Source organism: Streptomyces sp. NPDC007264 (assembly GCF_042869095.1).
Taxonomy (GTDB): Bacteria; Actinomycetota; Actinomycetes; order Streptomycetales; family Streptomycetaceae; genus Streptomyces.
In genome coordinates, this window is sequence record NZ_JBIAFD010000015.1 from 98194 (window position 1) to 124805 (window position 26612).

The following is a 26612-nucleotide window of genomic DNA, read 5'->3' on the forward strand; positions in this document are numbered from 1 at the left end:
ATGACGGCGGTGCACGAGGGAGACCTCGTCCTGGACGCCCTGGGCCGGATGGGTGCCCCGATCGACTGCTCCGGGCGGAGCCGACTCGACCTCGAGGGACCGCAGGTCCTGTGGCTGGTCGCGGCCGGCGCGCTGGACCTGTTCGCGGTGGACGCCGCCGTGCAGGGCCACTGGCACCACCTCGGCCGCCTCGAGGCGGGCTCCCTGCTGCTCGGCCCGGTGGCCGGCCCCCAGCACACGCTGGTCGCCCGGCCGGTGCGCGACTGCGTGGTCCGGCGCATCCAACTGCGCGAGCTGTACCAGCCGGCCGACACCCAGACCTGGTCGTACGACGAGTACGGCAACCCGCAGTACGTGCCACCGACGACGAGCCCGCTGGAGTACGCCCTCGCCCTGGGCGTCGGCCGCGGCCTGTCGATCCTCTTCCAGGCGCCGATGGCCACCGAACGGGCCGCCGACATCACCGACGACGACGTGTTCTGGATGCAGGTGCCGCCGGGCAGCGTCCGGTACGGCTCCCTGTACGGGGCCCAGGCCGCGGCCGACCTGCTGATGGATCCCGCGGTGTGGCAGGGCATGGTCGACCAGCAGTACCGGTTGCTGGCCACCCTCGACCGGTGGATCGAGCAACTGGAGCGCACCCACGAGACGCGCACGGCCGCGGGCATCAGGGCGGGCGAGGCCGTCCGCGCGCAGGCCGACCGGACGCTGCTCGCCTCGATCGGGAGGCCGTCTGCGACCCGCACCACGGCGGCCGACGCCGACGCCACGTACGCGGCCTGCCGGCTGGTGGCGCGCGCCGCCGGGATCACCCTCGCCGAGCCCACGCAGAGCGGCACGGAGAGCGACCGTCTCGACCCGGTCGAGCGCATCGCGCTCGCCTCCCGCGTCCGCGCCAGGGCGGTCCGGCTCGACGGACGCTGGTGGCACGAGAACCTCGGCCCGCTGGTGGGCCACCGCGCCCTGTCCGGCGCGCCCGTCGCGCTGCTGTGGCGGCGCGGCGGCTATGCCGCCGTCCAGCCGTCGTCGGGCCGTGAGACACCGATCGAGAAGGCGAACGCGGCGGAGTTCGAACCGCGGGCCGTGATGTTCTACCGTCCGCTGCCCGAGCAGCGGCTCGACCCGCTGCGGCTGCTGCGGTTCAGCATGCGCGGCACGGGCGGCGATCTGTTCAACCTCCTGCTCAGCGGCCTGGTGACCGTCGTGATCGGCGCCCTGGTGCCGGTGGCCACCGGCAAGGTGCTCGGCCAGTACGTCCCGAGGGCGCAGGAGGGACCGATCGTCCAGGTGTGCCTCGCCCTCATGGTGACCGGCGTGGTCGGGGCGGCGTTCATGCTGCTGGAGAACCTGAGCATCCTGCGACTGGAGGGGCGCGTCGAGGCGACGCTCCAGCCGGCGGTCTGGGACCGCCTGCTGAGGCTGCCGACGAAGTTCTTCGCCGAGCGCTCCACCGGCGAGCTGGCCAGCGCGGCGATGGGCATCAGCGCGATCCGCCGGCTGCTGGCGGGCGTCGGTCCGGTGGTCGCCCAGTCGGTGACGGTGGGCGCGATGAACCTGGGGCTGCTGCTGTGGTACAGCGTGCCCATGGCGCTGGCCGCGATCGGCATGCTGGTGGTGATCGCCACCGTGTTCCTGGGGCTGGGGCTGTGGCAGGTGCGCTGGCAGCGGCGGCTGGTCCGGCTCACCAACAAGCTCAACAACCAGGCGTTCCAGACGCTGCGCGGCCTGCCCAAGCTGCGGGTGGCGGCGGCCGAGAACTACGCGTACGCCGCCTGGGCGCGCGAGTTCGCCCGCAGCCGCGAACTGCAGCAGAAGGCGGGCCGGATCAAGAACCTGAACACGGTGATGGGCGCCGTCTATCTGCCGCTGTGCTCGCTGGGGCTGTTCATGCTGCTGGCCGGCCCGGCGAAGGGCGCGCTGTCGGCCGCCGACTTCCTCACCTTCACCACGTCGGTGACCATGCTGCTGACCTCGGTCACCCAGCTGACGGGCGCGTTCGTCTCGGCGGTGGCGGCGCTGCCGCTGTTCGAGGAGATCAAGCCGGTGCTGGAGGCGACGCCCGAGGTGCGCACGGCGAGCACCCGGCCGGGCGTCCTGTCCGGCGCCGTCGAGGCGCGCCGGCTCTCGTTCCGCTACGGCGACGACGGGCCGTTGGTCCTCGACGACGTCTCCTTCGAGGTGCGGCCGGGCGAGTTCGTGGCGATCGTGGGACCCAGCGGCTGCGGCAAGTCCACCCTGCTGCGCCTGCTGATCGGGTTCGACAGGCCGGTGTCGGGCAGCGTCCTGTACGACGGCCAGGATCTCGCGGCGCTCGACCGGTCGGCGGTGCGCCGCCAGTGCGGGGTGGTGCTGCAGCACGCCCAGCCGTTCACCGGTTCCCTGCTGGACGTCATCTGCGGCACCGAGCCGTACACGCCGGAGGAGGCGATGGCGGCGGCCGAGATGGCGGGGCTCGCCGAGGACATCAAGCGCATGCCGATGGGGCTGCACACGATCGTCCAGGGAAGCGGAGCGATCTCGGGTGGCCAGCGCCAGCGCCTGATGATCGCCCAGGCGCTGATCCGTCGGCCGCGGATCCTGTTCTTCGACGAGGCGACGAGCGCGCTGGACAACGAGACCCAGCGCAGGGTCATCGAGAGCACCCGCGCCCTGAACGCCACCAGGATCGTGATCGCCCACCGTCTGTCCACGGTGCTGGACGCGGACCGCGTCGTCGTCATGGAGGACGGCAAGGTCGCCCAGCAGGGCCCTCCGGCACAGCTGCTCGCGGACACCGGCGGCCGACTGCACGAGCTGGTGCGCCGTCAGATGGCCTGATCGTCCGGGTGTGGGGGAAAGCGGGACCGGCCCGACCGGGGCGGCCCGTCCTCCGGGCCGCCCCGCGGTGCGCAGTCAGTCCAGACTCTTCAGCAGTTCGGCGGCCAGCGGAGCCGAGGACGCGGGGTTCTGGCCGGTGACGAGGTTGCCGTCGACCACCACCTTCGGCGCCCACGGCTCACCCTCCTCCACCACGACACCCGCCTGCGCGAGACGGTCCTGGAGCAGCCACTTCGCCCGGCCGGCGAGCCCGGCCTGGGTCTCCTCGGCATTGGTGAACGCGGCCACCCGGCGGCCGGCGAAGGCATTGGTGCCGTCCTGCCCGGTGGCGGCCAGCAGGGCGGCCGGACCGTGGCAGACCACGCCGAGCGGCTTGCCCGACTCCAGGGCGGCGGTCAGCAGGCGCCCGGACTCCGCGTCGACGGCAAGGTCCTCCATGGGGCCGTGGCCGCCTGGGTAGAACACCGCGGCGTAGTCGTCGAGGTCGACGTCCCCGAGCCGGACCGGGTGGCGCAGTTCGTCGGCGGCCGCCAGGACCCGCGCGAGGTGGTCGGCGTTCTCCTGTCCGCCGTTGACCTCGGGTGCGAGGCTGCCGCGGTCCACGGTCGGGACGACACCGCCGGGCGTGGCGACGACGATCTCATGGCCGGCGGCCTTGAACGCCTCGTAGGGGGCGACGGCCTCCTCGGCCCAGAAACCGGTGGGGTGCTCGGTGCCGTCGGCCAGCGTCCAGTGGTCGGCGCCGGTCAGCACGAAGAGGATCTTCGACATGGTGTGTCTCCGGGGGTGCGAGGGTCGTGACCGGCGGAGCGGACCGGGAACGGCCGATCCGCCGGCGTCTTCGACCGTAGGCCGCTGCCCGATAGGATTCCAATGATCGAATCGATGCCTGGTATGGGAAATCCAATGGCTCATGGCGCACCGCGGGCCGCCTCCCCGCAGCAGCCCGACCTGAATCTGCTGCGCACCTTCCTCGCGGTCCACCGCTCGGGCTCGTTCACGGGGGCCGCTCAGTTGCTGGGACTCTCTCAGCCCACGGTGACGACCCAGATGCGCGCACTGGAGCGGCAGACCGGCCGGGAGCTGTTCGAACGCCGGCCGCGGGGCGTGGTGCCGACGCCCGTCGCCGACGAACTGGCCGCGCGGATCTCCGGCCCGCTCGACGCGCTGGTGGCCGTCGCCGGGCCGGAAGCGGCGCCGGGCGGGCGTGCCGGTCCGGTGCATCTCGCGGGTCCGGCGGAGCTCCTGTGCGTCTGCGTGCTGCCCGCCCTCGCGCCGCTGGTGGCGGAGGGCGTCCGCCTGCGCGTGACGACCGGGCTGACCGATCCGCTGCTGGAGGGGCTGCGCGCGGGCCGCCACGACCTGGTGTGCGCCACCACGCGCCCCCGGGGCCGCACCCTGACGGCCGTCCCGCTGGCGGACGAGGAGTTCGTGCTCGTCGCGGCTCCCGTCTGGGCGGAGCGCGTCCGGGGGCGGCTGGCGGCCGAGGGCCCCGCCGCGCTGAACGGGGTGCCGTTGGTGTCGTACGCCGAGGATCTGCCCATCACCCGGCGCTACTGGCGTCATGTGTTCGGCACCCGGCTGTCCCGCCCCGCCGCGGTCACCGTGCCGGACCTGCGCGGGGTGCTGTCGGCGGTCGTCGCGGGCGCGGGCTTCTGCGTCCTGCCCCGGTACCTGTGCGCGGCCGAACTGGCGTCCGGCGCCCTGGTTCCGCTCCGTGAGCCCGACGACCCGCCGATCAACACCGGCTTCCTCGTGCGGCGCCCGGGGCCCTCCGAGAACCGGGACGTGGACCGGGTCCGCGACCATCTGCTGCGCGCGGCCCGCGCCTGGTAGCGAAGCGGCCCCGGTGACGTCCGCGGTGCCCGGGAACGGACGCGGGTCTCGGCCCGGGCGCCGTGCAGGGGGACGGCCGGCCCCCTCCGTCCAGGGCGGGCCGGCCGTTCCCCTGCGCTGCTGCTCACTCGCCCTCGTACGCCTTCCGCAGGGCGGCGATGTCGAGCTTGCCCATCGAGAGCATCGCGCGCGTGGTCCGGGCGGCCTTCTCCTGGTCCTGGTCGCCGATCATGTCGAGGAGCCCGCCGGGGATGATCTGCCAGGACACGCCGTACCTGTCCTTGAGCCAGCCGCACGGACCCGGCTCGCCGCCGCCCTCGGTGAGCTTGGTCCAGTAGTAGTCGATCTCCTCCTGGTCGTCGCAGTAGATCTGGAAGGAGATCGCCTCGCTGAACGTGAACTGCGGGCCGCCGTTGAGCGCGACGAACTTGTGGCCGTTGGCCGTGAAGTCGACGGCGATCACGGAGCCGGCGGGACCCGGGCCGGCCTCGGTGTAGCGGCCGACCCTCCCGATGCTGGAGTTCTTGAAGATCGAGACGTAGTGGTGGGCGGCCTCCTCCGCCTGGCCGTCGAACCAGAGACAGGTGGTGAATCCTTCGGTGGCCATGAGTACCTCCTGGAGCGTGGGACGCTGTCACCTGTATCGACCCACGGTCGCACCGAAACTCATCGGCGGGGCCGTGGATCGGCCCGAACGGCGGTCCGGACACCGCGCCATAGCATCCGGGCATGACGTCTTCGTCCGCCGGAAGCATCCGGCCCTTTCGCCTCGCGATTCCCCAGAGCGACCTCGACGACCTGCACGACCGGCTCGACCGCACCCGCTGGCCCGACCAACTGCCGGGCGTGGGATGGGCGTACGGGGTACCCCGCGACTATCTGCGCGAACTCGTGCGGTACTGGCGCCACGACTACGACTGGCGGGCCGCCGAGGCGCGGCTGAACGAGTGGCCGCAGTTCACGACGGAGATCGACGGGGCGCAGGTCCACTTCGCGCATGTCCGCTCCCCTGAGCCGGACGCCACCCCCCTGGTCGTCACCCACGGCTGGCCCGGCTCGATCGTCGAGTTCCTCGACATCGTCGGGCCGCTCGCCGACCCTGCGGCCCACGGCGGCGACCGCGCCGACGCGTTCCATGTCGTGGTACCCGGCATCCCGGGATTCGGACTGTCCGGGCCCACCCGCGACACGGGCTGGGAGGCCGGCCGGGTCGCCGACGCGTGGGTCGAGCTGATGGACCGGCTCGGCTACCGGCGCTTCGGTGCGCAGGGCGGTGACTGGGGCGCCGGCATCTCCCGTGAACTGGGCCGCGCGCACCCGGACCGGGTGATCGGCGTCCACCTCAACCTGCTGCCGGGCGCGCAGCAGACCACCGAACCGACCCCCGGGGAACTGGCCGCGCTCAGCCCGCGGGAGCGGGAGCGCACGCTCGTCTCGTGGCAGCGCTGGGAGGCGTGGCAGCGCGAGGGGGCGGGCTACGCGCACCTGCACTCGACACGACCGCAGACGCTCGCCTACGCGCTCACGGACTCGCCGGTCGGCCAGCTGGCCTGGATCGTGGAGAAGTTCAGGGAGTGGACGGACTCCGCCGAGCTGCCCGAGGAGGCCGTCGACCGGGACCGGCTGCTCACCAACGTGATGCTGTACTGGCTGACCGGGACCGCCGGTTCGGCCTCCCGGATCTACTACGAGCGGGCGCACGCCTCGGGCCGGGCCGCCGCACCGGCCGAGCCGTCCGACGCCCCGACCGCGCTCGCCGTCTTCCCCGCCGAGCTGCAACTGCCGCTGCGGCACCGGGCGGAGCGGACCGAGAACATCGTCCGCTGGACGGAGTTCGACCGGGGCGGGCACTTCGCCGCGATGGAGGAGCCCGACCTGCTGGTCGACGACGTACGGGCCTTCTTCCGGCACCTGCGCGAGCAGGGCTGAGTCCGGGCTGAGTCCGGGCTCTGCCCGTGGCGAATCCGCCGCGGGCAGAGAAACCGCGACCGAAGGCCGCCCGCGGTCGACAGTGGAGTCATCGGCATCCGTGGCCACCACGAGGGGACTTGATGACTTCACTGCCTCCACCCAGCACGCTCTCGCTGCACGCGCAGGAGGGCGACACCCCGCCCAGCCGGTTCGACGACCACCTCGCCGCACAGCTGCTCGCCCAGCGGATCGTCCTCCTGGGCACCCAGGTCGACGAGGTGTCGGCCAACCGTGTGTGCGCACAGCTGCTCCTGCTGTCGGCCGAGGACCCGCGCGGCGACATCAGCCTGTACATCAACAGCCCGGGCGGATCCGTCACCGCCGGGCTCGCCATCTACGACACCATGCGGCTCGTCCCGAACGACGTGTCGACCCTGGTGATGGGTTTCGCCGCCAGCATGGGCCAGTTCCTGCTCACCGTGGGCGCGCGCGGCAAGCGGTTCGCGCTGCCGAACGCGCGGATCATGATGCACCAGCCGTCGGCGGGCATCGGCGGCACCACCGCCGACATCGAGATCCAGGCGGAGAACCTGGAGTTCACCAAGAAGGCCATCGAGCGGATCACCGCCGAGCACACCGGACAGAGCCGGGAGGCAATCTCACGGGACGGCGACCGGGACCGCTGGTTCACGGCCGAGCAGGCCCGGGAGTACGGGATGGTGGACCGGGTCGTGGAGTCGCTCGCCGACATCCGCCCGGCCGCCTCGGGCCGACGGATGGGGTTGTGACATGGGTTCGTACACCGTTCCGTACGTCGTCGAGCGGACCGCGCAGGGCGAGCGTTCCTACGACGTCTTCAGCCGGTTGCTCTCCGAGCGGATCGTCTTCCTGGGCACCGAGATCGACGACGGCGTCGCCAACGTCGTCATCGCGCAACTCCTGCATCTGGAGTCGGCGAACCCGGAGCACGAGATCTCGATCTACATCAACTCGCCCGGGGGGTCGTTCACCTCGCTCATGGCGATCTACGACACGATGACGTTCGTCCAGGCGCCGATCTCGACCTTCTGCGTCGGGCAGGCCGCCTCGACGGCGGCCGTGCTGCTGGCCGGCGGAGACCCCGGGCGGCGGTTCGTGCTCCGGCACGCCCGGGTGCTGCTCGGCCAGCCGGCCGCCGGCGGGCGCCAGGGCACCGTCTCGGACCTGAGCCTCCAGGCCAAGGAGATGGTCCGCATCCGCGGCCAGGTGGAGGAGGTCCTCTCCCGCCACACCCACCACGACGTGGCGACACTGCGCGCCGACATGGACCGGGACAAGGTGTTCACCGCGGAGGAGGCCGTCGCGTACGGGCTCGCCGACGAGGTGCTGAGCCGGCGGCTCGCGTTCGTCTGACTCCGGCGCGCCGGGGCGCGGACGTCGGCGAGCCGGTCAGGCGGCGAGGCACAGACCGTCGTGCTGCGCCGTCGGCGACGTACGGCCCCGGACCGTCCTGGCACGGGCGTGCCGGGTGAGCTCGGCCTGGGCGAGCGAGAGCAGGTCGCCCAGGCCGAGGCCGAGGGCCTGTGCGGCGGCCGCGAGGACCTCGGAGGACGCCTCCTTGCGGCCGCGCTCCAGCTCCGACAGGTACGGCATCGAGATCCGGGCCGCCTCCGAGACGTCCTTCAACGTGCGCTCCTGGGCGAGCCGTTCGCGCCGCAGCACATCACCGAGGAGATCCCGCCACAGCGGCTCCCGGGGCGCGGCGGGCCGGGGCGCGGTCCCCGGACCCTGCGGGCCCCGCCCCGCCCCCGCGGTGCGGGGCGGCGCGGTCTGCGGACGCAGGGGGATGACGCGGGCTTCGTCGGGCGCACGGTTGCTCACCCCTACAGCCTAGGGAACGCCGGCGCCGCGGGAAGGGTTCGGCGTTCTGCCCTGGGTGAAGCGACGGGCGGCGCGGCCATGGGGCGCGGCGCGGGCCGCCGTGGCGGGGGCGCCGTGGCGGGGGCCGGCTCCTGACGCGCCGTCGGGCGACCGTGACCGGCGCCACGTGGTTGTCCGGTGGACGCCCACATGAGAACCCGGCTCCGGGGTATTCGCGGAGTCACGATGCCCGAACGACGCCCGACAGACCGAAGAGTGAGTTACGTGGGAGAGGTAATGGACACCGCCATGAGCTGGTCGACGGTCACCGAGGCCACCGCCCGGACCAGGACTGGTGAGGAGCCCCTGCCGACCGTCACGGATCCGCGGACCGTCGCTCCTCGTGACGCCCGTGAACTGTCCCGTCAGTTCTTCCGTCGGCTGAGCACCCTCGAAGAGGGCACACACGCGTACCAGTACGCGCGCAACACCCTGATCGAGATGAACATGTCGCTGGTACGGTTCGCCGCCGGGCGGTTCCGGGGGCGCGGCGACGACATGGAGGACGTCGTCCAGGTCGGCATGATCGGCCTCATCAAGGCCATCGACCGGTTCGAGGTCTCCCGGGAGGTGGAGTTCACCTCCTTCGCGGTGCCGTACATCGTCGGGGAGATCAAGCGCTTCTTCCGCGACACCACGTGGGCGGTCCATGTGCCGCGCCGCCTTCAGGAGTTGCGGGTGGAGCTGGCCAAGGCGCGCGAGGAGCTGTCCACCCGCCTGGACCGCGAGCCCACCGTCGCCGAGCTGGCCGCGCTGATGAACCTGTCCGAGGAGGAGGTGACCGAGGCGCAGATCGCCGCCAACGGCTACAACTCCTCGTCCCTGGACGCCGCGCTGACCGGGGACGAACAGGAGGGAGAGGCGGTGCTCGCCGACTTCATCGGCGAGGAGGACGACGGCATTCGGCTCGTCGAGGACTTCCACACCCTGGCCCCGCTGATGGCAGAGCTGAGCGAACGCGACCGGACGATCATCCACCTGCGGTTCGTGGAGGAGGCCACGCAGGCCGACATCGGCGCCCGGCTGGGCTGTTCGCAGATGCACGTCTCCCGCCTCATCAAGCGCATCATCGAGCAGTTGCGCAGCGGCATGCTGGACGATGTGAAGCGGGTCGACGCCGGGTGACGGACGGCAGGTGACGGACGGTCGGCGAAGCCCGGTGGGCGTCACCGCGGCAGCGGCACCACGGCGGTGACCCGTTTGCCCACCGGGACGCGCTCGACCGTCACCCGGACCGCCAGCTCGTGGACGATCTCCAGGCCGTGCCCGCCGACGCGTCCGGGGTCCCGGGGAAGGCGCCGGGGCAGTGCGGCACTGCTGTCGTAGACGGTGACCGTCACGCAGGTGTCGGTGCCCTCGAGTTCCAGGACGCACGGGCCGTGGCTGTGCCGCTGGGCGTTGGTCACCAGTTCACTGACCACCAGGAGCACATCGCCGGCGGCCCGTTCGTCCACGGCGGCGCACCACTCGGACCGGAGCTGCCGGAGGAACATCCCACCGAAGGCCCTGGCTTCGGCGACGGCTCCCGGTTGCCCGGTGTAGTGCTCCGCCCGCCGCAGGGGCTGGGCGGGCATGTCGAGATCGGTCGGTATCACTGATCCGTCCAGGTGCTCCCTCAGGCGGGCTCTCCCGCACACCGCGACTCATACGGCGCGGCACCCCGCCCGAGGGGTACCGCACCAGTGCTCGTACCCCGCGACGCGTTCCCCAGTCCCCGTGCGGACCGGGCTACGCACCGGGCCCCGCGGTGGCGGGCGGCTCCGGGGGCGCGGACGGAGCGGAGGCCGTCGGTGACGACGCGGAGGCCGACGCCCCGGACGCGCTCGTGGGCGCCGAGGGCGGCTCCGGCGAGGACGGCGGACCCGACGCGGGCGAGGACGGCGGGCTGTGCTGCGGGGACGGCGTCGTGGCCGGGGCGGGCGGTGACGACGGCGGGGCGGACGGGGACGGTGACGACGCCGGCGGGCGGGGGGACGCGGGAGGCGGCGACGAGGGCGTGGCGGACGGGGAGGGCGTGCGGGGCGCGGGCGTCGACAGGCTCACCGACGGGGTCGGGTGCGCGGGCGGGCGCGTCTTCCGGTCGTGGCGGCCCGTGTGGTCGCCACGGCGGCGGTCGAACCATTCGTGGTGCTCGGCGTCGAACAGCACGAACCCGGTGACGACGGTGGAGGACGGCGACACCACCACGACGTTCTGCGGCCGGAAGCCGGGCCAGCGGTCGCCCGTCTGCTTCGGCGTGGACTTCTGCGCGACCGGCGGCGTGAGCGGGTTGCCGCAGGCGCACCGCACCCGGGGCACGCCGTGGCCGTCGACGAGGACCGCCGTGCCGGCTTGCAGGATCGCCTGGTAGCTGGTGGCCGTGCCGTTGCGGTAGCCGTGGTTGGTCACCCGGGTGTCCATGCGCAGCCGCACGGGCGTGAGCGAGCGCAGGTAGCCGGGCACACCGGACGGGCTGACGCCCGCCACCGACGCGAACGCCTCGTTCTTCGCCGGTGCCGCCCGCAGCGTCCGGATCTGCTTCTCCGTGTCGCAACTCGCGGTGTTGCGGGTGCCTCCGTACAGGCCCGGAGCGGAACCGTCGACGGCGCGCGTCACGTTGACGGGCTCCGTCGGGGCCGCCGGGGTCGGGGTGCGGGGGGCCGCGGAGCTCTGGACCGCCGACGACTCGGTGAACGGGTCCGGGCCCGGCGCATCGGCCGTCTGGAGGAAGACCTCGCCGGTGGCTGTGCCACCGCCACCACCGCCGGGCCGGGTCAGGACGAGGCCGAGCACCACGGCGACCACGGCCGACGCGGCGATCAGTGCCACCCGCGGCACGGACCTCCACCAGGGAGCGCGGGGGCCCTCGCCGGCACCACCGGGACCGGACGGACCACCAGGACCGGACGGACCACCAGGACCGGACGGACCTCCGCCGCCGGCGGGCCCGGACGGCGGGCGGATGTCGGGCCGTGTGGGGCTCGGCTCGGAGGGGCCCGACAGCGGGCCCGCCGGGGGCCCTGAGGGGCGGGAGGGGCGGTCGGAGGACGGCGGTTCGGCACTCACGAGCTCTTCCTCCGGCGTGGCGGCACAGGGCACTTCGGGGGGTGCATCGCTTCACTGCGCGATGGACTCATTGTGTGTACGAGCGGGGGACGCCCCGCAAACGGAGGCGTGCTCGCGGGGGCGGCGGTGGAGGCCCGGGCGGGCGGTGGGGCGACGCGGTCGGCCCACCCGGCAGGCGGAGTGCGGCCGGGCTGCTTAGCGTGGCAGGGTGAGCGCCCCGACCCCGTCCGACCGGGCCGCCGCCCGCACCGGCGGCCGGCCCGGCGCGCCGCACGGCTGGGTCCAGGCCGCCGTGACGGTGCTGGCCGGGCTGATCGCCATGGGCGTGCTCGCCGCGCTCGGGCTGTGGGCGGCGGGCGGGACCGGCATCCCCGACAACGGGTTCCCCCGGGTGGCGGTGGCCGTGGTGGTCCTCGCGGTCGGCGGTACGGTGCGGCTGGCCGGCGACGCCGGCGCGCTCGCCGACACCCGCGCGGAACTGACGGTGATGCCGCTGTCGGTGACACTCGCCGGGGCGCTGGTGATCGCCGCCGGGTTCCTGCGCCCGCTGCGCCACCGGGCCGTCGCCGGCGCGCCCGAACTGGCGGGCTGGGCGGCGCGGATCGCCGTGCTGTGGCTGGTGGCGCTGGCCGGGCTGGCGCTCGCGGCCCGCCAGACCTTTCCGGTCCCGCTCGACGACGGGACGATCGGTGACATCGGTGACATCGGCGATCTGTTCGGCATCTCCCCGAAGGTCGGCTTCACCACGGACCTGCCGCTGACCGTGCTGTTCGGTCTCCTCTGGCTGGCGGGCGTGTTGGTGCTCGCCCTGCTGGTCTCGCGCGCGGCCCCGCTCCCGGCCCGTCTGCTGCGGTTCCAGGAGGCGGTGCGGCCCGCCGCGTACGCCATGGTGGCCCTGCTGCTCGCGTGCGTCGCCGTGGGCGCCGTCATCGCGCTGGTGGTGGCCGCCGCCCGCGGGCATCCCGCCCGGACCTTCGCGGTGATCCTGCTGGGGCTGCCCAACCTGGTGTGGCCGGCGCTCACCATCGGCATGGGCGGGACCTGGCACGGGCGGGTGGACGGGCCGTTCGGGCTGCCCATGCCGCGGCTGCTCGACGAGGTGCTGCGCACCCCCGACGTCTCGACGCTCGACCTGGGCACCCTCACCGAACACGACGGCCGGGCCTGGTGGCTGGTCGTGGTCGCCGCCGTGCTGGTGCTGGCCGCTGCGTTCGTGATGGCGGCCCGCTCTCCGGCGCGGATGCCGCCGTGGCGCCATGCCGTGGACATGCTGGTCGCGCTGGTGCTGACGGTGCTCATGATCTGTGCGGTCTGCCGGGTGTCGGCGCACTACGGTCTGTCGCTCATCGGCATCGGCGACCTGGGCGGTGGGCTGTCCGGTGTGCTGTTCCTGAAGCCGCAGCTGTGGACGGTGGTCGGGACGGCCGCGCTGTGGGGACTCCTCACGGGTTTCGCGGGCGGGCTGCTGGCCAAGGGGCTACGGCGACGGGGTGAGGTCGCCTGAGTGTGCCTCAGGAACGGAACACGGGCCGCGCCCACTCCGGCGGTTCGGGGACCTCCGGCGCCGCCACCTGCGTGGTGGGACGGCCCGAGCGGCCCGCGCCCGTCGCCGCCGACCGCAGGGCCGACACGAACGCGAGGCACGAGCCGTACCGTTGGTCCGGGTCCTTGGCCAGGGCCTTCGCGAAGACCCCGTCGACGGAGGCGTCGAGGTCGGGGCGCTGCTCCGTCAGCGGCGGCGGCTGGTCGTACTGGTGGGCCCACAGCAGCGCCATGTCGTCGTCGCGCCGGAACGGCGGCGTCCCCGCCAGGGTCTCGTAGACCACGCAGCCGAGGCCGTAGACGTCGCAGCGCCCGTCGACGGGCTTGCCGGAGATCTGTTCGGGTGCGACGTAGTCCAGCGTGCCCACGATCTGGCCGGCCGTGGTGAACCCGGACAGCGACAGCGACTTCTTCGTCAGACCGAAGTCCGTGAGGTAGACGTGCTCGGGGTGGTCGCTGTCCGTGCCCTGGGCCACGAGGATGTTGCCGGGCTTCACGTCGCGGTGCACGAGCCCGTGGTCGTGCGCCGCGTCCAGCGCCGACGCCACCTGGGCGGCGATCCTCAGGGCGGTCGCCAGGGGCAACGGACCCTCGCGGTCGAGGAGATGGCGCAGGTCGCGCCCCGCGACGTACCGCATGGCGATGTACAGCACACCGTCCGTCTCGTCCGCCTCGTACACCGGAACGATGTTCGGGTGGTCGATGGCCGCGGCCGCCCGGGACTCGTGGGTGAAGCGCCGGCGGAAGGTGTCGTTGCGGGTGAGCTGGGGTGCGAGCAGTTTGAGGGCGACGGTCCGGTCCAGGCGCAGATCACGGGCGCGGTACACGACCGCCATCCCGCCGCGGCCGATCTCGTCCTCGATCCGGTAGCCGGCGATGCGTCTGCCGACCGGTTCGGAGGGGGTGCCGGGGAACGGACCGCCGTCGGGCGCCATCAGCGGCCGTCCGGGGTGTGCGGGACGAGACGGGTCGCTTCCCGGCCCTCGGTCTCCGAGTCGGCCGCCGGTTCACCCGTGGCGGCGTACGTGGTCAGCCGCGCCCCTTCGCAGTAGGCCCACCGCTCGTGCTCGGCGTCGTACACCCACAGGCGCTCCCCGTCGACGACGACCCCGGTCCTGAGGTCCCGCGTGCGCTCGCCGAAGGATGCCCCGTCCAGCCGCCCGGCCGCCAGGTCCTCGGCTGCCGCGCGGTAGCGGGCGAGCGCCTCCTCGGCGCGGGCGAGCAGCGGGCGCGGGTCGGTGGTGCCGGCGGGCGGGGCGCCCGCGAGGGGCGGTGCCTGCGGTACGGCGACCAGGAGCCGGCCGTCGACCCACGCCGCCCATCCGTTGGCGCACACGATGCGGCCCCAGTCGCCGCGCCGGCCGACCAGCTGGACCGGCAGCAGCGGGTCGAGCGGCACCGTCGGCCGTGCCGGGTCGGGGGTCCGGAAGGCGGGCAGCCCGTCCGGGGGGACGATGTGGGTCGGGTGGAAGCCGGGCATGGTCATGGCGCTACTTCCGCATGACCGCGGGCTCGTGCCGGCGCAGCAGGAGGGCGACGGCCGCCGCGCAGGCCGCCGAGAGCACCACGAGCATGCCCATGTTGAGCAGCCAGGTCCCCGGCCGGTGGCGGAAGAGGGGATCCGTCTTGTCGGGCGAGAGCCGGGCGAGGTCGACGGTGTCCGCCATCGCGCCGAGCGCCCAGCGCGAGGGCACGAGCCATGACAGCTGGTTCAGCACCGCCACGCCGTCGAGTGTCAGCAGCGCGCCGCAGAAGACCACTTGGACGATGGCGAGGAGCACCAGCAGCGGCATGGTGACCTCTTCCCTGCGCACCAGGGCGGAGACGAGCAGGCCGAGCATCATCGCGGTGAACGCCAGCAGGGCCACGGCCAGGGTGATCTCCACCAGGGGCGGCATCAGTACGCCCTTGCCGCCGGGTGCCCGGAGGTCCACGCCGAGCAACGCCACCAGGGTGAGCACGACGGCCTGGAGCACGGTCACGGTGCCCAGCACCACGATCTTGGACATGAGATACGCCGACCGGGACAGTCCGACGGCCCGCTCCCGCTGGTAGATCACCCGTTCCTTGACCAGTTCACGCACCGCGTTGGCCGCTCCCGTCAGCACGGCGCCCACGCACAGGATGAGCAGGGCGTTCAGTGCCGTCTCCTGGGTGAACCGCCCCTTGGCCAGGGCCCGGGCCATCACCCCCATCACGAACGGCAGGGCGACCATGATGACGAGGAAGGTGCGGTCCGCGCCGAGGACGGCCGCGTACCGGCGCACGAGCGTGCGGAGCTGCGCGCCCCAGCTCTGTGCCGTCGGCGGCCGGGCGACGACCGCCGCGCCGCCGCCGGCCGCGCCCGGCAGACGCGGTTGCGCGGCCGACTTGTCGATGTACTGATGATGGAACGGGGACTCGCGGTACTCCCCCGCCCAGTCCCGGTCCTGGTCGCGCTCGAACGCCTCGAACGCCTCCGGCCACTCCTCGAAGCCGAAGAATGCGAGCGTGTCGCCGGGCGGCCCGAAGTAGGCGACCCTGCCGCCCGGGGCGAGCACCAGGAGCCGGTCGCACACGTCGAGGCTGAGCACGCTGTGGGTGACGACGATGACGGTGCGCCCGTCGTCGGCGAGGCCGCGCAGCATGTGCATCACGGAGCGGTCCATGCCGGGGTCGAGTCCGGAGGTCGGCTCGTCGAGGAAGAGCAGGGACGGCTTGGTGAGCAGTTCCAGGGCCACACTGACACGTTTGCGCTGGCCGCCGGAGAGGCTGTGGATGGGCTGTCCGGCCCGTTGCCGAAGGCCCAGCTCGCCGATCACCTCGTCCACCCGGGCCCGGCGCTCCTCCTCGGCCGTGTCCTGCGGGAAGCGCAGCTCGGCGGCGTAGGCGAGGGCGCGGCGCACGGTGAGCTGGGCGTGCAGGATGTCGTCCTGCGGGACGAGCCCGATGCGCTGGCGCAGCTCGGCGTAGTCGCGGTACAGGTCCCGGCCGTCGTACAGAACGGTGCCGCGGTCGGCGGGGCGCTGGCCGGTGAGGGCGTTGAGCAGGGTGGACTTGCCCGAGCCGCTGGGGCCGACCACGGCGAGCAGGCACTTCTCGCCGACGGGAAACGACACCCGGTCGAGCAGGGTCCTGCGGCCGCGCTCCACGCACACCGTGAGGTCCTGGACGTCGAGGGAGACCTCTCCGGTGTCGACGTATTCCTGAAGTTGGTCGCCGACCAGGCAGAACGCGGAGTGCCCGATGCCGACGACGTCGCCGGGCGCGACCGGGGCGCGGGCGACGGGCCGGCCGTTGAGGAAGGTGCCGTTGTGGCTGCCGAGGTCGACGATCTCGTACGTGCCGTCCGGATGTGCCCGCAGTTCCGCGTGCCGGCGGGAGACGACGAGGTCGTCGACGACCATGTCGTTGTCGGCGCCGCGTCCGATGCGGACGGTGCGGGAGGGCAGCGGGCGCACGGTCGTCGGCTGCCGGAAGGTGCCCGTGGCCGCGGGCAGGGAGACGTGCGAGGGACGCTCCGCCGTGCGGTCCACCAGGACGGCGCGGGGGCCGTCGGAGGGGTTGCCGAAGCGGATCACGCTGCCGGGGCCGACGGACCACTCGTGAACCCGTCGGCCGCCCGTGTAGGTGCCGTTGGTGCTGTTCTCGTCCTCGACCAGCCAGCGGCCGGCCTCGGTGCGCAGGACGGCGTGGTGCCAGGAGACCCGGTCGTCGTCCAGCACGATGTCGCTCGACGGGTCGCGTCCCACGTGGTAGTCACGGCTCGGGCTCATCACCGTGGAGCCCGTCTCGGTCTCCAGTACGAGGACGGGCGCGGTCGGGTCGGCCGGCCGCTCAGCCATGCATCGAATTCTAGCCATTCGCCCATCTATGCGCCTGATCGCCGGTGGCCGTCGGCGCTCGCCCGTGGCAACCGGCGGCCGGCGGCCGGGGCCGGTCAGGCGACCGGCGTGGACAGTGCGTGCACGAACCGCTGCATCCGCAGCGCGTCCACGGACTCCGCGAGCAGTTCGTACTCGGTGGTGTCGTCACTGACCGCGATGCGCACCAGCCGCCCGGCGGCCAACTCGTCGGCGACCCTCTCCTGTTGCCCGGTGTCGCCGCACCATGCGCGCAGGACCGCCGGCACGTCGGGGACCGTCTCGGCCACCGGGGCGATGGAGTTCGGCGGGAAGAGCGGGTTGTCCGGGTGGGGGTCCAGCCGTTCGGCGATCCAGGACGCACGGTCGCGCATCCACCACAGGGCGAGGGCCAGGGTGGGCGCGCGATAGGTGCCCAGGGGAACACCGATGCGTCGACCGCCGCATATGCCGTATGCCGTCACATGGCACAGGAATTCGTCGTGCACGATCGTCCCCCAGTGCGGTGCTCGGAGCCGGGTGGGCCCGTGATGCCTTGCGCTCGCTCGCTGTGCACGTGGGCGACCGGACGCCGTGGCGCGGTGACGCTCTGCGGTCGTGGCCGAATCACCCTGTCACTCGAGTATCGCCACTCCTGACACTCTGTCACCATGCCATTTCGGCCAGTCTCCTGGCATATTCACGGCTGCGGGTGGCCGAAACGAACCGGTCGGCTACCCTCCGTGTCCCTCTCCCCTTACCCGCGGGGTAATCGACGCCGCCGACGTGTCCGGGCAAGGTTGCGGGCATCGGCTCCCGGCGGGCACCGCGCCCCGGGATCCGGCCCTCCACCAGTGCACACGACTCCGATCGGAGACCGATCCGCCATGTCCGCAGACACCAACCGCTACGAGTCCGCCGTCGCCCGTTACTTCGAGGCGTGGAACGCGGGCGATCCCGAGACGCTGGCCAAGGCGGTCGCCACCGCCTGGACCCCGGACGGACGCTACACCGACCCGCTGGCCGACGTCAGCGGGCACGACGGGATCGCCGCGGTGATCGCGGGAGCCCACGAGCAGTTCCCGGGCTTCTTCTTCCGCCTCACGGGCGCGGTCGACGGACACCACGACGTCGCGCGCTTCGGCTGGGAACTGGTGAACACGGCGGACGGCTCGGCCCCCGTCGCAGGCTTCGACGTGATCACCCTGGACGGGGACGGACGCATCCTCGGTGTCCACGGCTTCCTGGACCGCGTCCCGGCGGGCGCGGCCTGACCGCGCCGGTGCAGGGCGGTCGCGGGCTGCCGCCCGGCGGCCTCCGCCGCCCTGCACCGGAGCGGTCGCCGGCCCCTCGACGTGGGCGACGCGGGACCGGCCGCGTCGAGAGGCGGCTCGGCTGGTGCTGTGGCCGGGAAGGTTCGCCGGAAGCTCGCGGCGTCCGGTGCGGCGAGGTGCCGTGCCGGGCGTCGCGAGCCGGTGAACCCTCCCGGTCACAGCACTGCGGCGGCGGCCCGCGCCGCGTCCCGGTACCGCTTCGGGGCGATGCCCACGGTGCGCTTGAAGGCGTTGCTGAAGGCGCTCTCCGAGGTGTAGCCGACGGACCGGGCGAGTGCCGCCACCGGTGTCTCCTCCACGCGCAGGGCTCGCGCGGCCAGGCCCATCCGCCAGTTGAGGAGGTACGTCAGGGGCGGCACCCCGGCCGCCTCCTTGAAGCGCAGGGCGAAAGTGGTGCGGGACATGGCCGCGGCCCGGGCAAGATCCTCCAGCTGCCAGGGGTGCGAGGGGTCGCCGTGCATCAGGCGCAGGGCCGGGCTCAGGCGCTCGTCGGCGAGGGCCCGCAGCCAGCCTGCCGGAAGGACGCCCGCATCGGCCAGGCAGACCCGCAGCACCTGGACGAACAGCAGCTGGGCGAGCTGGGCGGAGGCGAACGTCGCGCCGGCGCGGGCGGCCGTCATCTCCTCCACCAGCTGCCCGATCAGCCAGCTCAGCACCGGTGCCTCGACCTCGGCGGCCCGCACGTGGATCAGCTCCGGCAGTGCCTGGCGCAGCAGGTCGCCGACGTCCCTGCTCAGGTCGATGTGCCCGGAGACGCACACGAAGCCGTCGCCGTCGCCGTCGCCCAGGTGCGCCATGCCGTCACCCGGATCGACGGTCACCCGGCCCGAGTCCAGCGGCTCCAGGCCGAGGGCGCTGCACAGCACGTACGGGCGGCCGCCGTCGGAGACGACGACGTCGCCCTCTTCGACCGTGCGGGGCGCTCCACCGTCCTCGTAGACCAGCAGGCAACGGCCTCGCACCACGGCGTTGACCTTGAGCCTGTCCCGCCCCCGCAGCCTGATCGCCCAGTCACCACCGGCCCTGATACCGCCGGAGAAGACGCAGCGGGCATCGGCGACGGCTAGGGCCTCGGACAGGGGATCCACGGACATGACTGAACTATCGCGCAAGTAATCCGGACCTTCAAGCATTCATCGTCCGCATCCGCGGTCCTACGGTGGCCTGGACAGTCCACTCCGAGGAGATGACCACCATGTCCACCGCACAGCAGCCCCTCCCCTCCGGCTTCGGGGCCGCGTCCACCGCCGACGACGTGATCAAGGGAATCGACCTGACCGGCAAGGTCGCGGTCGTCACCGGCGGCTATTCCGGCATCGGTCTCGAGACGGCCCGCGTCCTGCGTGCCGCGGGTGCCGAGGTCGTCGTGCCGGCCCGTGACACGGACCGGGCACGGACCGCGCTCCGGGACGTCGAGGGCGCCGAGGTGGAGCCGATGGATCTGCTGGACCCGGCGTCGATCGACGCGTTCACCGAGAAGTTCCTGGCCTCCGGCCGGTCCCTGCACATCCTCGTGAACAGCGCCGGCATCATGGCGACCCCGCTGACGCGCGACGCGCGCGGCTTCGAGGCCCAGTTCGCCACCAACCACCTCGGACACTTCCAGCTGGTGTCCCGCCTGCGGCCCGCGCTGCGGGCGGCCGGCGGGGCCCGGGTGGTCTCGGTGTCCTCCCGGGGGTTCCGCTTCTCCCCCGTCGTCTTCGACGACCTGCACTTCACACACAGGCCGTACGAGCCCTTCGCCGCCTACGGCCAGTCGAAGACGGCGAACTCCCTTTTCGCGGTCGAGCTGGACCGCCGCGGGCGGACGGAGGGCGTACGGGCCTTCGCCGTCCACCCGGGCGTCGTCGTCGACACCGGTCTCGCCAAGCACGTCTCGGAGGACGTCGTCCGGGCGGCCGGCGCCGTCGACGAGGACGGACGCCCCGTGCGTGACCCCGCCCGGCAGCTCAAGACGGTCCCCCAGGGGGCGGCCACCAGCGTGTGGTGCGCGACGAGCCCGCAACTCGACGCGCACGGCGGCGTCTACTGCGAGAACTGCGACATCAGCCCGCTGGTCGCCCAGGAGGACGAGGCCGCCTGGCGCGCCGGGCAGGAGACGTCCGGCGTGCTCCGGTACGCGGTCGACCCGGAGTCGGCGGCCCGCCTCTGGGACGTGAGCGAACGCCTCACGTCGTGATGACCGCGTCGATCCGGGCCAGTTCGTCCGCCTCGAAGTCCAGGTTGCGGATCGTCGCCACGCTGTCCTCCAGCTGCTGCGGGCTGCTCGCACCGACCAGCGCCGAGGTCACCCGGCCGCCGCGCAGCACCCAGGCCAGGGCCATCTGCGCCAGCGACTGGCCGCGGGACACGGCGATCTCGTTCAGCGCCCGCAGTCGACGCAGCAGGTCGTCGGTGACCGCGTCGGCGCCGAGGAACGGGCTGTCGCTCGCGGCCCGCGAGCCGTCGGGTATCCCGTCGAGGTAGCGGCCGGTCAGCAGGCCCTGCTCCAGCGGCGAGTAGGCGATGGAGCCGACCTGGAGCTCGTCCAGGGTGTCCAGCAGCCCGTCCTCGGGGCGGCGGTCGAGCATCGAGTAGCGCGGCTGGTGGATCAGCAGCGGAGTGCCCAGCCCGGCGAGGATGCGGGCGGCCTCGCGGGTCTGCTCCGGCGAGTAGTTGGAGACGCCGACGTAGAGCGCCTTGCCCTGCTGGACCGCCGAGTGCAGAGCACCCATCGTCTCCTCGAGCGGAGTGCCGGGGTCGGGGCGGTGGGAGTAGAAGATGTCGACGTGGTCCAGGCCCATCCGCCGCAGGCTGCGGTCCAGCGAGGACAGCAGGTACTTGCGGGAGCCCCATTCGCCGTAGGGCCCCGGCCACATGAGGTAGCCGGCCTTGGTGGAGACGACCAGTTCGTCGCGGTGGGACGCGAAGTCCGCCCTGAGGGCGTCGCCGAGGGCGGACTCGGCGGCGCCGGGCGGCGGCCCGTAGTTGTTGGCCAGGTCGAAGTGCGTGACGCCGAGGTCGAAGGCGCGGCGCAGGATCCGCCGCTGGGTCTCCACCGGGCGGTCGGGGCCGAAGTTGTGCCAGAGGCCGAGCGACAGCGCGGGGAGCTTCAGACCGCTGCGGCCGGTGCGGCGGTAGGGCATGGTCTCGTAGCGGGCGGGATCTGCCGTGTACAACATGCGCTCCATGAGGGGGGCTTCTGACGACGCGGTCCACTCTCGCCCGGCCGCCCGGCAGCGGTCCAACAGAGGAATCGGATCGGATTGAGCGTCTACGCTTCTCAATCATGGAACTGCGTCATCTTCAGCACTTCGTCGCGGTCGCCGAGGACCGGCACTTCACCAGGGCCGCGGAACGCCTGATGGTGTCGCAGTCGGGCCTGTCCGCCTCGGTCCGGGCCCTGGAGCGGGAGCTTCAGGCTCCGCTGTTCGTCCGCACCACCCGCAGCGTCACGCTCACGGAGGCCGGGCGCGCCCTGCTGGTCGAGGCGGAGCGGATCCTGGCCCAGGTGCGCGCGGCCCGTGAGGCGGTCGCGGCCGTCCAGGGGGTGCTGCGCGGCACGCTCTCGCTGGGCACGGAGCAGTGCATCGCCGGGGTGGACGTCGCCAGGCTGCTAGCCGGGTTCCGCGGGCGGCATCCGGACGTGGAGATCCGGCTGCGGCAGGCGGGCTCGGGCGCGCTGGCCGACGAGGTCGCGGCAGGCCGTCTGGACCTCGCGTTCGCGGTGCGGACCCGGGCGGACAGCGACCAGTTGCGGCACGTCCCGCTGACGAGCGAGCCGATGACCGTGCTGTGCCATCCGTCGCACCCGCTCGCCGACGGCGGGGCCGTGACGCCCGAGGACCTGGGCGGGGAGGCGTTCGTCGACTTCCACCCCGACTGGGGGCCGCGCCGCACGACCGACGCCGTGTTCGCGCGGGCGGGGGTCCGGCGGACCGTGACGCTGGAGGTCAACGACGTGCACAGTCTCCTCGACCTGCTCCACGAGGGACTGGGCATCGCCGTCGTGCCGCGCCACTTCGGGCACAAACGGGAGGCGTCCCCACTCGTGTCGCTCCCGATCAAGGACGCCGCCGTCTACGAGACGGTCGCCGTGCTGCCGCCCCCGGAGGCCACCAGTCCCGCGGCCCGGGCCCTGATGCGGCTCCTCTCGGCGGGCGCGGCGGAGGGGGCCGCAGCCACCTGACGGGCACGGCGGAGGACCGCGCGGCCACCCGACCGGCGCGCGGCGCGGCGATCGTCCGGCACCCGCGGCCGTGATGGGTGATGGTGGACCCATGCATGCGAAGGACATCCTCATCGACGCGTACAGCCGGATCCGGGAAGAAGTCCACGCCGCCGTCGACGGCCTGGGGCCGGACGACCTCAACGCCCGGCCCACCGGGGGCACCAATTCCATCGCGTGGCTCGTCTGGCATCTCACCCGGGTGCAGGACGACCACGTCGCCGACGCCGCGGACCTCGACCAGGTCTGGCTGTCCCAGGGCTGGGAGAAGCGCTTCGGACTCGGGCTGCCCCGCGGGGACACGGGCTACGGCCACGGCCCGCAGAAGGTCGCCAAGGTGCGGGTGGCGTCGGGTGACCTGCTGACCGGCTACTACGACGCCGTGCACGAGCAGACGCTCGGCTTCGTGCGCGGTCTGACCGCCAAGGACTTCGAGCGCATCGTGGACGAGCGCTGGGACCCGCCGGTCAGCCTGGGCGTGCGGCTCGTCAGCGTCCTGTCCGACGATCTGCAGCACGTCGGACAGGCCGCCTATGCCCGAGGGCTGCTTCGGAGCGCCGCCTCGTAGCCGGGCAGGATCACGTCCCGGTCGGAGGCCGCCGCATCGGGCAGTTCGCGGCCGGCGGCGTGCCCGCCGAACTGCACCTGTACCCCGGCGCCTGCCACGCCTTCGGCCTCTTCTCCCCCGAAGCCGCAGTGAGTGCCGCGTACGTCCACGCCTGGTACGGACACCTGCGCCGCCGGTTCTCCGCCCGTCAGCCCTGAGCGCCCGGTTCGCGGCCCGTGGCCGAAAAGGTCCGCCTCCTCGCAAGACGCCTCGACGGCGTGAGTGCTGCTGTTTAGGATCATGCGCACGCATCGCGTGTCGGTCACCGGCTGGGTGAGGCATGGAGGTGCCGTGAGGTGCCTTGCGGAGGCATTCCACACATGTCAGTCGAGTTGAACCACACCATCGTCCATGCCCGGGACAACCGGGAGTCGGCCGAGTTCCTGGCGCGCGTCCTGGGGCTTGAGGTCGGGACCGAGTGGGGCCCGTTCATCCCCGTGGCCACCGGCAACGGGGTCACCCTGGACTTCGCCGCCGTCCCGGCGGAGTCCATCGTCATGCAGCACTACGCGTTCCTCGTCTCCGACGAGGAGTTCGACGCGGCCTTCGCGCGTCTCCAGCAGGTCGGGATCACGTACTACGCCGATCCGCATCTGAAGCAGCCTGGAGAGATCAACCACCACCACGGTGGGCGCGGCGTGTACTTCATGGATCCGGCCGGGCACGGCATGGAGATCATCACGCGGCCCTACGGCAGCCACGGGAAGACACCGACGGCTTCGTGAGGCAGCGGCAGGTCGGGGAGTGCCCCGGCCTGCCACTCCGTTGCCCGGTTCGACTGCCGTGACGTACGGCGTCCCTCCGACAGGGCCGGTGGAGACCCTGGGAGGACCTGTCCGGACGGCCGTGGGGGCCGGCCGTGGGGTGATGCCGCGCTGCGGACGCCGCCGCCGCGCGCCGGAGCGGCGACCCGGTCACGGCCCACCGGATTCCAGCAGGTCCCGCAGAACGCGCTCGTCGTCCTCGCTGAGCTGCGCGACGAAGCGGGCCAGCACGGTGTGCCGGTCGCTGTCCCGGTCCAGCTCGGTGTGCATACGGCGGGCGGTGAGCCCGTGGGCGTCCTGGACCGGGAAGTAGGCGTACCCGCGGCCCTGGCGCCTGCGGTCGACGATGCCCTTCTCGTGCAGCCGGGACAGGATCGTGGTGACCGTGGTGCGGGCGAGACCGGCGCCGAGGCTCAGCTGCACCTGGGCGGGCGTCTGGGGGGCGTCCGCGGCCCAGAGGGCGGCCATGACGCCGGCTTCCAGTTCGCCCGCCGGGCGGCGCTCGTCCTTCGCTGCGGTCATGGAACCTTCCTCACCCCGCGGTCGCCCACGTTCCCGTCGACCGTCCACACACGTAGTCCTGCGCGGCCGGCCGGGCCGACCCCGCAGGACCATTATGGAAGGGGCTCGTGACCATGGGCACAGCCGCGCGTGCGAGGCGAGCGATCAAAGCCCAGCGCGTCGTCGCCGCCGGAAGGCCGCCGGAGGCCGGTTCCTCCGGAGCCCGGTACCTCCGGAGCCCGGTACCTCCGGAGCCCGGTACCTCCGGAGCCCGGTTCCTCCGGAGCCCGGTACCTCGTCACCGCCCGTGCGCGCCGCCGGGCTTCGCCACCTGCGCCGTGGAGGCGTCCCCTGCGGTCCGCCCGTCCCGGTACGGGGCCAGCGGTGGCCCGGCTCGCCTGCACAACGGTGGCGGACGCCCTCGCCCGGGCGGCATCCGCGGACGTCGCCCAGGACTGACGGGAGCTCCCGGTTCCTCCCCGAGCCGGTGGCGGCGCGAACGGCGGTCCCCGCCGTCGTGGCCGGACCACGCATCGCGGAGAGGCTCCTGCTCGTGCGGGCCGGGAGGCCGGGGGTGTCCCGCGCCACTGGGCCATCTGCCCGGCCGGTTCACCCTGCCGAACGGGTCCGCGGCGGGGGCCGTCCGGCGGCCCCGCACGGTCTTTCCGGATTCCGGTGCCGCCGTACGCGCCGCACCGGACCGCGTCCGCGCGTCCGAAGGGCTCCACCGGTGGAAGAGATCACCCGGGGAACCGTACGACACGAGGGACTGAGGCCCATGAACGGCGATGCCGAACCGGGACCGCGCTGCCTGGTGACCGGTGCCACCGGGTACATCGGCGGGCGGCTCGTCCCGGAACTACTCGCGGCAGGGCACCCGGTGCGCTGCCTCGTCCGCTCCCCGCACCGGCTGCGCGACCATCCATGGGCCGGCGACGTCGAGGTGGTCCGCGGGGACGTCACGGACCCCGCTTCGGTCGCCGAGGCGATGCGCGGCATGGACGTCGCCTACTACCTGGTGCACGCCCTCGGTGCGGGCGGCGGCTTCGAGGAGACCGACCGGCGGGCGGCGCACGTCTTCGGGGAACGGGCGCGGGCCGCCGGGGTACGGCGGATCGTGTACCTCGGCGGCCTGGCCCCGGCGGGCGTGCCCGAGCGGGAGCTGTCGCCGCATCTGCGGTCCCGTGCCGAGGTGGGCCGCATCCTCCTCGCCTCCGGCGTGCCCACGACCGTGCTCCGGGCGGCCGTCATCATCGGGTCGGGTTCGGCCTCGTTCGAGATGCTGCGCTACCTGACGGAGCGGCTGCCGGTCATGGTCACCCCCCGCTGGGTGCGCACCCGCATCCAGCCGATCGCCGTACGGGACGTGCTGCGCATCCTGGTCGGCAGCGCGCGGATGCCCGGCGACGTCAACCGGGCCTTCGACATCTGCGGCCCAGAGATCCTCACCTACCGGGAGATGATGATGCGGTACGCGGCGATCGCCGGTCTGCCGCGCCGGCTGATCCTGCCCGTGCCGGTCCTCACACCCCGCCTGTCCAGCCTCTGGATCGGCCTGGTGACCCCGGTGCCCCCGTCCATCGCACGCCCTCTCACCGAGTCGCTGCGCCACGAGGTCGTCTGCCACGAACACGACATCACCCGCTTCGTCCCCGACCCGCCGGGCCGTCCGATCGGCTTCGACGCGGCGGTCCGGCTCGCCCTGCACCGCGTGCGCGACGCCGACGTCGCCACGCGCTGGTCGTCCGCCTCGGTGCCCGGCGCGCCCAGCGACCCGCTCCCCACGGACCCCGACTGGGCCGGCGGCAGCCTCTACACGGATCTCCGCGAGCGGCCCGTCGACGCCTCTCCCGAGACCCTGTGGAAGGTCATCGAAGGCATCGGCGGCGAGCACGGCTGGTACTCGTTCCCGCTGGCCTGGGCGGTGCGCGGCTGGCTGGACCGGTTGGTGGGCGGGGTCGGGCTGCGCCGCGGCCGGCGTGACGCGGCCCGCCTGCGGGTCGGCGACTCGCTGGACTTCTGGCGGGTGGAGGAGATCGAGCCCGGCCGTCTGCTGCGGCTGCGCGCCGAGATGCGGCTGCCGGGACTGGCATGGCTGGAGATGTGCACGGAGACGGACGACGCCGGGCGGACGCGCTACCGCCAGCGGGCGCTGTTCCACCCGCGCGGACTGCTCGGCCACGTCTACTGGTGGGCCGTCTCGCCCTTCCACGCCGTGGTGTTCGGCGGCATGGCCCGCAACATCGCCCGGGCCGCCGCCAGGGCGCCTGCCGCCCCGGCCGGGGAGGACACCCCCGTCCGCTGACGTCCGCACCCGCCCGCGCGGGC

General features: G+C 73.2%; 26 protein-coding genes. 14 read left to right on the forward strand and 12 right to left on the reverse strand.

What is annotated here, in order from left to right:
- Positions 1–2817: an NHLP bacteriocin export ABC transporter permease/ATPase subunit gene (locus tag ACFYMU_RS24530; RefSeq protein ID WP_388376914.1), complete on the forward strand. Its 2817-nt coding sequence runs from the start codon at positions 1–3 to the stop codon at positions 2815–2817.
- A 75-nt stretch (positions 2818–2892) separates the two neighbouring features.
- Here ACFYMU_RS24530 and ACFYMU_RS24535 read toward each other — a convergent pair whose 3' ends face one another.
- Positions 2893–3588: a type 1 glutamine amidotransferase domain-containing protein gene (locus ACFYMU_RS24535; RefSeq protein ID WP_388376916.1), complete on the reverse strand. Its 696-nt coding sequence runs from the start codon at positions 3586–3588 to the stop codon at positions 2893–2895.
- Between the two features lie 135 nt (positions 3589–3723).
- On the opposite strand from ACFYMU_RS24535, the gene ACFYMU_RS24540 reads away from it, so the two are divergent.
- The gene (locus tag ACFYMU_RS24540) at positions 3724–4653 is read left to right on the forward strand and encodes a LysR family transcriptional regulator (protein WP_388376919.1); all 930 of its coding nucleotides are present in this window, start codon (positions 3724–3726) and stop codon (positions 4651–4653) included.
- 124 nt (positions 4654–4777) lie between these two features.
- On the opposite strand, the gene ACFYMU_RS24545 is transcribed toward ACFYMU_RS24540, so the two are convergent.
- Complete coding sequence (locus ACFYMU_RS24545; RefSeq protein WP_388376922.1) at positions 4778–5260, reverse strand: VOC family protein; 483 nt, start codon at positions 5258–5260, stop codon at positions 4778–4780.
- 122 nt (positions 5261–5382) lie between these two features.
- Here ACFYMU_RS24545 and ACFYMU_RS24550 point away from each other — a divergent pair, with 122 nt between their 5' ends.
- The 3 genes from ACFYMU_RS24550 (at position 5383) to ACFYMU_RS24560 (ending at position 7956) form a co-directional block, all read left to right on the forward strand.
- A complete protein-coding gene (locus ACFYMU_RS24550) occupies positions 5383–6582 on the forward strand; it encodes an epoxide hydrolase family protein (protein WP_388376926.1) in 1200 nt (399 codons plus the stop codon).
- 122 nt (positions 6583–6704) lie between these two features.
- Positions 6705–7352, forward strand: coding sequence for an ATP-dependent Clp protease proteolytic subunit (locus ACFYMU_RS24555; RefSeq protein ID WP_388376929.1), 648 nt, complete (start codon positions 6705–6707; stop codon positions 7350–7352).
- A gap of 1 nt (position 7353) precedes the next feature.
- Positions 7354–7956 (forward strand): ClpP family protease, encoded by a 603-nt coding sequence (locus tag ACFYMU_RS24560; RefSeq protein WP_388376932.1) that lies wholly within the window; start codon positions 7354–7356, stop codon positions 7954–7956.
- 36 nt (positions 7957–7992) lie between these two features.
- Here ACFYMU_RS24560 and ACFYMU_RS24565 read toward each other — a convergent pair whose 3' ends face one another.
- On the reverse strand, positions 7993–8424 hold the full coding sequence (locus tag ACFYMU_RS24565; RefSeq protein ID WP_388376935.1) for a helix-turn-helix domain-containing protein: 432 nt from the start codon (positions 8422–8424) through the stop codon (positions 7993–7995).
- Between the two features lie 276 nt (positions 8425–8700).
- Here ACFYMU_RS24565 and ACFYMU_RS24570 point away from each other — a divergent pair, with 276 nt between their 5' ends.
- Complete coding sequence (locus ACFYMU_RS24570) at positions 8701–9588, forward strand: RNA polymerase sigma factor SigF (RefSeq protein ID WP_388376937.1); 888 nt, start codon at positions 8701–8703, stop codon at positions 9586–9588.
- Between the two features lie 41 nt (positions 9589–9629).
- Here the strand turns inward: ACFYMU_RS24570 and ACFYMU_RS24575 are convergent, their stop codons facing one another.
- Together ACFYMU_RS24575 and ACFYMU_RS24580 are read right to left on the reverse strand one after the other, a co-directional pair.
- Positions 9630–10082 carry an ATP-binding protein gene (locus ACFYMU_RS24575; protein WP_388377123.1) on the reverse strand — a complete coding sequence of 151 codons (453 nt, stop codon included), beginning with the start codon at positions 10080–10082 and terminating at the stop codon, positions 9630–9632.
- A 109-nt stretch (positions 10083–10191) separates the two neighbouring features.
- The gene (locus ACFYMU_RS24580; RefSeq protein ID WP_388376940.1) at positions 10192–11508 is read right to left on the reverse strand and encodes a DUF6777 domain-containing protein; all 1317 of its coding nucleotides are present in this window, start codon (positions 11506–11508) and stop codon (positions 10192–10194) included.
- Positions 11509–11716: 208 nt separating this feature from the next.
- On the opposite strand from ACFYMU_RS24580, the gene ACFYMU_RS24585 reads away from it, so the two are divergent.
- Entirely contained in the window at positions 11717–13012 is a 1296-nt protein-coding gene (locus ACFYMU_RS24585) for a streptophobe family protein (protein ID WP_388376943.1), read from the forward strand.
- Positions 13013–13019: 7 nt separating this feature from the next.
- On the opposite strand, the gene ACFYMU_RS24590 is transcribed toward ACFYMU_RS24585, so the two are convergent.
- From ACFYMU_RS24590 to ACFYMU_RS24605, 4 genes are all read right to left on the reverse strand, one after another.
- Positions 13020–13985 carry a serine/threonine-protein kinase gene (locus ACFYMU_RS24590; protein ID WP_388376945.1) on the reverse strand — a complete coding sequence of 322 codons (966 nt, stop codon included), beginning with the start codon at positions 13983–13985 and terminating at the stop codon, positions 13020–13022.
- Positions 13985–14536 (reverse strand): hypothetical protein, encoded by a 552-nt coding sequence (locus ACFYMU_RS24595; protein WP_388376948.1) that lies wholly within the window; start codon positions 14534–14536, stop codon positions 13985–13987. Before ACFYMU_RS24595 ends, ACFYMU_RS24590 begins: the two co-directional genes overlap by 1 nt.
- A 4-nt stretch (positions 14537–14540) precedes the next feature.
- Positions 14541–16874 (reverse strand): FHA domain-containing protein, encoded by a 2334-nt coding sequence (locus ACFYMU_RS24600; protein ID WP_388376950.1) that lies wholly within the window; start codon positions 16872–16874, stop codon positions 14541–14543.
- Between the two features lie 95 nt (positions 16875–16969).
- Positions 16970–17380: a hypothetical protein gene (locus ACFYMU_RS24605; protein WP_388376953.1), complete on the reverse strand. Its 411-nt coding sequence runs from the start codon at positions 17378–17380 to the stop codon at positions 16970–16972.
- Between the two features lie 378 nt (positions 17381–17758).
- Here ACFYMU_RS24605 and ACFYMU_RS24610 point away from each other — a divergent pair, with 378 nt between their 5' ends.
- Complete coding sequence (locus ACFYMU_RS24610) at positions 17759–18145, forward strand: nuclear transport factor 2 family protein (protein ID WP_388376955.1); 387 nt, start codon at positions 17759–17761, stop codon at positions 18143–18145.
- Positions 18146–18360: 215 nt separating this feature from the next.
- Here ACFYMU_RS24610 and ACFYMU_RS24615 read toward each other — a convergent pair whose 3' ends face one another.
- Positions 18361–19299 carry an AraC family transcriptional regulator gene (locus ACFYMU_RS24615; RefSeq protein WP_388376958.1) on the reverse strand — a complete coding sequence of 313 codons (939 nt, stop codon included), beginning with the start codon at positions 19297–19299 and terminating at the stop codon, positions 18361–18363.
- A gap of 92 nt (positions 19300–19391) precedes the next feature.
- On the opposite strand from ACFYMU_RS24615, the gene ACFYMU_RS24620 reads away from it, so the two are divergent.
- Positions 19392–20384 carry an oxidoreductase gene (locus ACFYMU_RS24620; RefSeq protein WP_388376961.1) on the forward strand — a complete coding sequence of 331 codons (993 nt, stop codon included), beginning with the start codon at positions 19392–19394 and terminating at the stop codon, positions 20382–20384.
- Here ACFYMU_RS24620 and mgrA read toward each other — a convergent pair.
- Entirely contained in the window at positions 20374–21363 is a 990-nt protein-coding gene (gene mgrA, locus ACFYMU_RS24625; RefSeq protein ID WP_388377126.1) for an L-glyceraldehyde 3-phosphate reductase, read from the reverse strand. The two genes, ACFYMU_RS24620 and mgrA, sit on opposite strands and share 11 nt — an antisense overlap.
- Before the next feature lie 110 nt (positions 21364–21473).
- On the opposite strand from mgrA, the gene ACFYMU_RS24630 reads away from it, so the two are divergent.
- The 4 genes from ACFYMU_RS24630 (at position 21474) to ACFYMU_RS24645 (ending at position 23744) form a co-directional block, all read left to right on the forward strand.
- Entirely contained in the window at positions 21474–22373 is a 900-nt protein-coding gene (locus ACFYMU_RS24630; protein WP_388376963.1) for a LysR family transcriptional regulator, read from the forward strand.
- Positions 22374–22464: 91 nt separating this feature from the next.
- A complete protein-coding gene (locus ACFYMU_RS24635) occupies positions 22465–22980 on the forward strand; it encodes a DinB family protein (protein WP_388376966.1) in 516 nt (171 codons plus the stop codon).
- Between the two features lie 59 nt (positions 22981–23039).
- Complete coding sequence (locus tag ACFYMU_RS24640) at positions 23040–23177, forward strand: hypothetical protein (protein ID WP_388376969.1); 138 nt, start codon at positions 23040–23042, stop codon at positions 23175–23177.
- Positions 23178–23339: 162 nt separating this feature from the next.
- Positions 23340–23744: a VOC family protein gene (locus ACFYMU_RS24645; protein ID WP_388376972.1), complete on the forward strand. Its 405-nt coding sequence runs from the start codon at positions 23340–23342 to the stop codon at positions 23742–23744.
- A 189-nt stretch (positions 23745–23933) separates the two neighbouring features.
- Here the strand turns inward: ACFYMU_RS24645 and ACFYMU_RS24650 are convergent, their stop codons facing one another.
- Complete coding sequence (locus ACFYMU_RS24650; protein ID WP_388376975.1) at positions 23934–24305, reverse strand: BlaI/MecI/CopY family transcriptional regulator; 372 nt, start codon at positions 24303–24305, stop codon at positions 23934–23936.
- Positions 24306–25062: 757 nt separating this feature from the next.
- Between ACFYMU_RS24650 and ACFYMU_RS24655 the strand changes: the two genes are divergently transcribed.
- Complete coding sequence (locus ACFYMU_RS24655; RefSeq protein WP_388376978.1) at positions 25063–26589, forward strand: SDR family oxidoreductase; 1527 nt, start codon at positions 25063–25065, stop codon at positions 26587–26589.
- Positions 26590–26612 lie beyond the last annotated feature (23 nt).